The organism is Candidatus Benthicola sp., assembly GCF_058719085.1.
Window position 1 is genome coordinate 1 of record NZ_JBZQEK010000029.1, and the last position, 7,500, is coordinate 7,500.

Consider the following 7,500-nt stretch of genomic DNA (forward strand, 5'->3'; position numbering starts at 1 on the left):
ATCCAGATGTCGGCACTTCCGGAGGGCCAGAGGCCGGAATACTGGAATCAGTTGGAAGGCGCGATCCGCGATCCGGGTGAGATGCACATGGATCAGTCGCTGGGGATGCTCACCGGACGCCTGGCGCTGGCCCAGGAGTGGCTCCCCGACGACGCCGCCCTCGTTCGAGCCGTCCGCCCGGGTGAGACGCCCGAGGCGGCGGCGAGCCGGCTGATCAATACCTCCCGGGTGGACGAGGCCGCCTTCCGCGACTCGCTGATCGCCGGCGGAGCGGAGGCGCTGCAGGCGAGCACGGATCCGTTGATCCGGCTTGTCCTCGAAATGCAGGCGGAGCAGCAGGGCGTCGGCGCGGCCTGGCAGTCCGCGAACGCGTCCGAAGAGGTTCAGAACGAGCGCTTCGCAGCGGCCCTGTTCGCCGTGTACGGAACCGACCTTCCGCCCGATGCGACGTTCACGCTCCGCATCACGGACGGTCTGGTGAAGCGCTATCACTACAACGGGACGTACGCGCCGGCTCAGACCGTGATCTACGGCCTGTACGCGCGGGCGACCGAGTTCGACAACGAGATGCCGTGGACGCTCGCTCCCGCTTTCGAAGCGGCCGTCGACGAGGTCGACATGAGCGTCCCCCTCAACTTCGTCTCCACCAACGACATCACCGGTGGAAACAGCGGGAGTCCGGTCATCGACCGCGAGGCACGCTGGGTCGGCATCGCCTTCGACGGCAACGTCGAGGCCTTCCCGAACGAATTCCTGTTCGCGGCCGAGAACGGCCGGACCGTGTCGGTGCACTCGGCGGGCATCACCGAAGCCCTCCTGAACGTGTACGAGGCGGTCGAGCTGCTCGAGGAGCTCCTCGGCGGTTCGAACTAGCGGCCGGAAGGGACATCATGGCCCGGCTGCCCGGGTCACGGTGTCCCATCGTCCCTGCGGCCGTGTGATGGAACGCGTGAGCCCCGACAGCCCGAGGAGTGGCTGCCGGGGCTCTGCCGCAGGGAGACCCCGGGGACGACCGCCGCCCGGCTACATCCGCTTGTAGGCGGGGCCGCTTCCCCCCTCCCGCGGTGACCACCGAGGTCCGAGCACGTCGGTGGCCTTGCAGTCGATGCAATTCGGCGGGTTGATCACCAGTCCATCCGGACCGGCCTCGTAGACCCCGGCCGGACACATGTGCTCGTACAGGTGTTGCACCTCCGCCGGCACCGAATCGGGCGCCACGAGGTGCGAAGGGATGTCGTCCCGGGTCGTGTTCCCCGAGCGAAATACCGCGTCCACCTTGCTCAGCGCGCGGTCTCCATCCGGAACGAGCTCGCGGGGCTCGGTCACCTGCTTCGGCTCCGCGGCGTCCTCCTCTACCGGGATCCTCTTGCCCGGCCATCGGCCGCCTGTCGCGATCGAAATCATCGAACGAAGGCCGCCCCGATAGAAGCCGCTCTTGAACCCCAACCGGACGTTGCGACTTCGGTACAGGTCCTCCGCGATCGAAGACTCCCGGACCATCGTCTCATAGGGAGCGAGGGACGATCGGTCCGTCCGGCCCTTCTTCAGAGCCTCGAAGGCCGTGCGTGCGGCATAGATGCCCGAAAGCATGGCGTAGTGAATGCCCTTGAGACTCGGCACATCCACGAATCCGGCCGCATCTCCGACGAGAAGCACTCCATCTCCGTGCAGCCGATCGGGAATGGAGTAGAACCCTCCTTCCGGGATCGTGCGCGCCCCCCATTCGACGCACTCCCCTCCCGCCAGGAGATCGTCCAACAACGGGTGCCCCTTCATGTCCTGAAGGAGTTCGTGCACGTCGAGCGTCGTCTGGCCGTAGTCGAGCCCCACCACGAGGCCGAGCGAGACGAGGTCCTCGCCCATCGGGTAGATCCAGCTCCCTCCGAACGCGTCCCGAGGGAGGGGCCAGCCCACCGTGTGGATCACGTGATCGAGCGGCCTGGCGACCTGCCACAGCTCCTTGACCCCGAGCGCGAAGATCTGCGGGTTGTCCGAGCTGATCCCCTCCCGACGCAGCCAGGCCTGGCTGAGCGGTCCACGGCATCCTTCCGACAGGACCGTCACCGAAGCGGCGAGGTCCATGGCCGGCATGTGACCGCTGCCGGGGCTTCCGTCCCGGTTCAGCCCAGCCGGGGTGGTGCGCGCCCCGAGCACGCGGCCCCCATCCATGAGGAGCGAATCGGCGGGGAAGCCCGTGAACACATTCACGCCGGCTTCCTCGGCCCGGGCGCCCATCCATTGCACGATCTCGCAGATCGACGCCACGAAGTTGCCGTGATTGCGCATCGTGGGAGGGGTCGGGATCCGACGCTTGCCGTTCTCCGTGAGCAGGTAAACGCGGTCGTTCGGTACCTCTCCCCGGAAGGGCAGTTCACTCACCGGCGTATCGGGAAAGAGCTCGTAGAAGGGAGCGGGGTTGACCACCGCCCCGGACAGGCAGTGCTCACCCAGCGCCGACGCCTTCTCCAGCACCCCGATCTCCAGCCCCTCCGATGAGCCCGTCCGTTCCGAGTCGTCCTTCGCCAGACGCGCCAGTTCGATCGCGCAGGCGAGGCCGGCGGGGCCTCCCCCTACGATCAGAACGTCGAGCGGAACGGCGTCTTCTCCGGGCTTCGCGTCGACGAGAAACCGATCCTGCGGTAGATCGGGCTGGTAGGCGCGCGGCACGATGTACGAGTCGCCAGAAGGCGGTGGTGAGGTCATGCGCTTCGTCTTCCTGTGCTTGCGGTCGTCCCCATCGGTCGAGCAAAATGGGCGTTCGTCCGGGGGGTGTCCAGCCGGTCGGACCGTTGCCGGGCCCCATGGAGAACGACCGGAATTCGCCACGCCAGCAGACGGAGGAATCAGTTTGAATCAGGCACCAACGGAGACGTCACCCGGAGTGACTCGCGCCATCGTCCGCTTTCTCCAGCTCGAGTCCGCCGGCGGCATCGTGATGATGGTCGCCGCCGCCGTGGCCATGCTGGTGGCGAATTCTCCCCTCTGGGACGCGTACGATTCGCTGCTGCACACCTACGCGGGCCTCACCGTCGGCGAATGGTCGCTCAAGATGTCGCTCCTCCACTGGGTCAACGATGGCCTGATGGCGGTCTTCTTCTTCCTCGTGGGCCTCGAGATCAAGCGCGAGATCCTGTTCGGAGAGCTGGCCTCGCTGCGCCGGGCGGCCCTTCCCGTCGTCGCCGCGGTCGGGGGCGCCGTGCTTCCTGCCCTGCTCTTCTGGGTCATCAACCGGGGAGGGCCGTACATCGCGGGCTGGGGCGTTCCGATGGCGACGGACATCGCATTTGCTGTGGCCATCCTCGCTCTGCTGGGCAGCCGGGCCCCCCTGTGGCTGAAGACCTTCGTCACCGCGCTCGCGATCGCCGACGACCTCATGGCCGTCCTGGTCATCGCGATCTTCTACTCGGCCCAGATCGACCTCGCGGCGCTCGGCTGGGCGGCGGCGGGGCTCGCGATCCTGTTCGCCCTGAACCGCGGCGGCGTGCGACGACCGCTGGCCTACGTGGCGCCCATTCTCTTCATCTGGTTCTTCGTATATCAATCGGGAGTTCACGCCACGATCGCCGGCGTCGCGGCAGCCGCCCTGATCCCGGCGGGCCGCAGACGGGAGTCGGAGCGGCAGTCCGAGGAGTTCGACCGGTCGCTGCAGGCTGCCATGGCGAGCCAGTCCCGGAAGGAGGGCGGAGCCGACCGGGACGCGGAGCTCGATGCCATGGACCTGAGGGAGGATGCTCTCGCCGAGCTGGCCGACGAAGCCCACGAGTCGTCCGCCACGCTGTACCGGATGGAGCATGCGATCCACCCCTGGGTCGCCTTTCTCGTTCTGCCCGTATTCGCGTTCGCCAACGCCGGGATTCCCATTCCACGAGTGGCCCCCGCGGAGCTTCTGGGCCATCCTCTGCCGCTGGGGATCATTCTCGGGCTGTTCATCGGCAAGCAGGTGGGAATCACGGGTCTCACCTGGCTCGCGGTACGACTCCGGCTCGGCGTGCTCCCGGAAGGCGCGAGGTGGAGCACCCTGTGGGGCGGATCGCTCCTGGCGGGCATCGGGTTCACGATGTCGATCTTCATCGCCTCCCTCGCGTTCTCGGAGGGAGAGGCTCTGGCCCTGGCGAAGATCGGGATCATCGTCGCTTCCCTGCTCTCCGCGGTCGCGGGCATCGTGGTGCTGCGCTCCCGGAGCCCGGAGCAGGCCGACTCGCCCGGTGCCGCCGATTGACTCCGTGATGAGTCATCCGTGAGTCGTCGGCCGTGAGGGGCCCGATCTCGTTTCTCGTCTGGGTCGTGTGGGAGGTCTTCGTCATCCTGTGGACCCCCGTCGTGGCCCTGTCGCTGCTCCTGACCGGCTGGTGGGACCGACCCCGGTGGATCGCCGGCCGGACGTTCCGGTTCGGCGCCCGGATGCTGATTCTCGCCAACCCCTTCTGGAAGGTGAGAGTCGAGGGCCAGGTGCCGCCGCGAGGCGCCCACCCGTTCGTCGTCGTCGCGAATCACGAATCGCTGGCCGACATCGTTCTCATCGGCTGGCTTCCGTGGGACATGAAGTGGCTCTCGAAGGCCTCGATCTTCCGCGTGCCCTTCCTCGGCCAGATGATGCGAATGGCCGGAGACGTGTCCGTTACGAGAAGCGAGGCCCGGAGCCGAGCCGACTCCTACGACAGGCTGAAGCGGTGGCTCCGACGGGGAGCCTCCGTGATGATCTTTCCCGAAGGCACCCGGTCCCCCACCACGGAGATGCTCCCTTTCCGAAACGGCGCGTTCCGGCTGGCGATCGAGACGGGCGTTCCGCTGCTCCCGCTGGCGGTGCACGGCACACGGGAGGCGATCCGTAAGGGTTCGATGAAGTTCGGCAACGCCGATGTCGTGGTAAGGATCCTCGACCCGATTCCGACCGTCGGGCTGGACCGCGAGCAGCTGGAGTCGCTCCGGCTGGAGGTTCGGCAAAGGATCGAAGAGGCACGATCCGCCCTGTCCGCGAACGGGCGGACGGACGGCGGCTGAGACGGAATCGCCGGTCAGTCCTCTCCGGCGCCCATGTCGGTCAGGATCTCGAGCACCTCCGGCACCGGTATCGCATCCGCCCGGTGGCCCCGATACCCCACCACGGTCGTCGCCCGAAACAGAGAGTTGATGACGGCCTCTTCCACGGCCTCCGCCGTCGCCACGAAGAGCGGGGTGAGAATGGATCCTTCTACCGTATCGACGGGACCGCGATGGGTGGAGAACGCGATGGCGTAGTCTCCCGATCCGTGAGACATCCATGACCCTGTGCGTGCGATTCCGGTGAACGCCCTCTCCGCGACCCGGGTCAGCTCGCGGTGACCGAGCGGAGCATCCGTCGCGATGACCACCATCACGGAGCCGCCCTCACGATCGTCCCTCGAGCTTCCCTCCGGCTCGGATCGCAGCCAACGCCCGACCGGAACCCCCGCGATCGTCAGGAGGCCGCCGAAGTTCGTCTGGACGAGCACGCCCACCGTATACCCGCCGGAAGTATCGGCGACGCGACGCGACGCGGTTCCGATGCCTCCCTTCCAGCCGAGCGCCCGTGTTCCGGTCCCGGCCCCGACCGATCCCTCGTCCACGGCCCCGGCGGATGCCACTCGCAGGGCCTCCCGCACGTGAACCGGACGAATCGGCCGCGCCCGGATGTCGCTCAGATAGCCGTCGTTCGTTTCCCCGACGACCGGGTTGATCGACCGCACCTCCGTATGCCGAGCATCGGAGAGAAGCGTGTCCAGCAGGGCATCCGCGGCCCGAAACACGCTCAGAGTGCCCGTGAGCAGGATCGGGGTCTCGATCTGCCCGAGCTCGTTCACCTGGCTGAGACCGACCAGCTTGCCGAATCCGTTCCGGACGACGATCGCTCCGCGAACCTTGTCATCGAACAGGTCGCCCGAATGGGGCAGGATGGCCGTGACCCCGGTGCGGATCGAGTCGCCCTCGATGACCGTTCGGTGCCCCACGCGAACCCCGCTCACGTCGGTGATCGCGTTCAACGGGCCCGGCTCCAGGACGCCGATCTCGATCCCGACGTCCCGGGCTCGCGGACGGGACTCCTGGCCGAGTGCGCTTCGGATCCACGTCGAGCCCAACCCGAGGATGAGGCCTATGGCGACCACCCGCAGCACGCGCGAGGTCACGGGCGTTCGCAGTTCGAACGGTTGAACTCCCGCTCGACGTCCTGAACGCCCGAGTAGAGCCGCTCGTCCCGGACCGAGAGATCCTCCGGCAGACGCCCCGGGAAACGGGCCCTTCCCTGGACGTTGTACGCGATCCATCGATCTTCGACTTCCACGTAGGCCGCCTGAAGATCGGCGCAGGTCGCCCCGCCTTCGTCGCGGGCCACCGCTCGGCCGTAGTATCGACTGATCGACTCGAGGAGCGAATCGCCCAACCGCTCCATGTCCGCAGCGGTGGCCGGCGCCGGAGTCGAGTCCGCCGGCGCCGGCGCGACCGGCTCGACCGCCTGTCCCCCACCGGCGGGCTCCACCGGAGTCGGCATGTCCTGGGCAGCCTCCTGACCTCCCGGCGCGGCAGCTGGCGCTCCAAGATCCACTTCTGAGCCGGAATCCGCCCCGGAAGGAAGTCCGAAGAGCAACACGCCGGCGACGATGGCGGCACCGGCGAGAACGGTCGCCAGCACCAGCGACCGTCTCGGGAAGGCCGCCTTCCTGCCCGGGACCGTCGGCGGGAGCTCCGACTCGGGCGAGTCCTCGAACTCTTCCACGGATTCGGTGGTCTCGGACGGCTCTTCGATCCTCCCGGACTCAACCCCTGCCTCCGGAAGCGGCGGTTCGCTCGTCCGCTCGACTTCCGCGATGATCGGGAGTACCACCTCATCCTGTGGCTCGCCCGCCTCGACCAACTCCGGCTCGATGTCCGCATAGGGCTCGGGCTTCTCCACCGCACCGGCCACCGACTCGTCCATCGCGTCGGGCTCCGGCTCGTCCCACCCGGGCTCGAGGTCTTCCCGATCGGAGATCTGCCCCACCTGGCCTGCGACATCCGCACCCTCGACCTCCATGACGAACGACTCGAGGTCCACGTCATCCAGGGATGGCGCCGCCGGTACATCGGCCACGTCCTCCTCATCCCACGCCGGTTCCGGGAGCGACTCCAGGCCATTCGCCTCCTCGATGTCATCGTGCGCGACGCCATCCGACTCGAAGGTCGGCAGGTCGAGCTCCGACTCATCCGGAATCGGGATGGTTTCTCCGACAGCGATGGACTGCGGATCTTCCGTATCCCCAGCGTCCACGGTCGACAGATCCGGCTCCTCGTCCTCCAGAAGCGGGAAATCAAAAACGGCGTCCTCGGGCTCCTCCTCCGGCTCGGGCGCGGGCTCCGGTTCGGACGCCCCGCCCGGCCCAGAGACAGGTTCCGCTTCGCCGGAGCTCTCCGGTTCTACCGCGGGCTCCGGCGCGGGCTCCGGCTCGGGCGCGGGCTCCGGCTCCGGCCGCGGCGGAGGCTCCGGCTGGACCGCGTCCGTCGTCTCGA

5 protein-coding genes and 1 pseudogene are annotated in these 7,500 nt (G+C 67.8%); 3 read left to right on the plus strand and 3 right to left on the minus strand.

Annotation, left to right across the window (positions count from 1 at the left end; translation table 11 throughout):
* On the plus strand, positions 1-873 hold an 873-nt coding region (locus AC36XV_RS02515), incomplete at its 5' end, for a S46 family peptidase (protein ID WP_492202097.1).
* A gap of 150 nt (positions 874-1,023) precedes the next feature.
* Here the strand turns inward: AC36XV_RS02515 and AC36XV_RS02520 are convergent.
* Positions 1,024-2,703, minus strand: a complete 1,680-nt coding sequence (locus AC36XV_RS02520) for an electron transfer flavoprotein-ubiquinone oxidoreductase (protein ID WP_492202098.1) — start codon at positions 2,701-2,703, stop codon at positions 1,024-1,026.
* A 178-nt stretch (positions 2,704-2,881) separates the two neighbouring features.
* On the opposite strand from AC36XV_RS02520, the gene nhaA reads away from it, so the two are divergent.
* Entirely contained in the window at positions 2,882-4,219 is a 1,338-nt protein-coding gene (nhaA, locus tag AC36XV_RS02525) for a Na+/H+ antiporter NhaA (RefSeq protein WP_492202099.1), read from the plus strand.
* A 32-nt stretch (positions 4,220-4,251) separates the two neighbouring features.
* Positions 4,252-5,001, plus strand: coding sequence for a lysophospholipid acyltransferase family protein (locus AC36XV_RS02530; protein WP_492202100.1), 750 nt, complete (start codon positions 4,252-4,254; stop codon positions 4,999-5,001).
* Between the two features lie 14 nt (positions 5,002-5,015).
* Here the strand turns inward: AC36XV_RS02530 and AC36XV_RS02535 are convergent, their stop codons facing one another.
* Together AC36XV_RS02535 and AC36XV_RS02540 are read right to left on the minus strand one after the other, a co-directional pair.
* Positions 5,016-6,143, minus strand: a complete 1,128-nt coding sequence (locus tag AC36XV_RS02535; RefSeq protein ID WP_492202101.1) for a DmpA family aminopeptidase — start codon at positions 6,141-6,143, stop codon at positions 5,016-5,018.
* Positions 6,140-7,500: pseudogene (locus tag AC36XV_RS02540) on the minus strand (hypothetical protein); the annotation flags it as partial. The pseudogene AC36XV_RS02540 and the gene AC36XV_RS02535, both read right to left, overlap by 4 nt.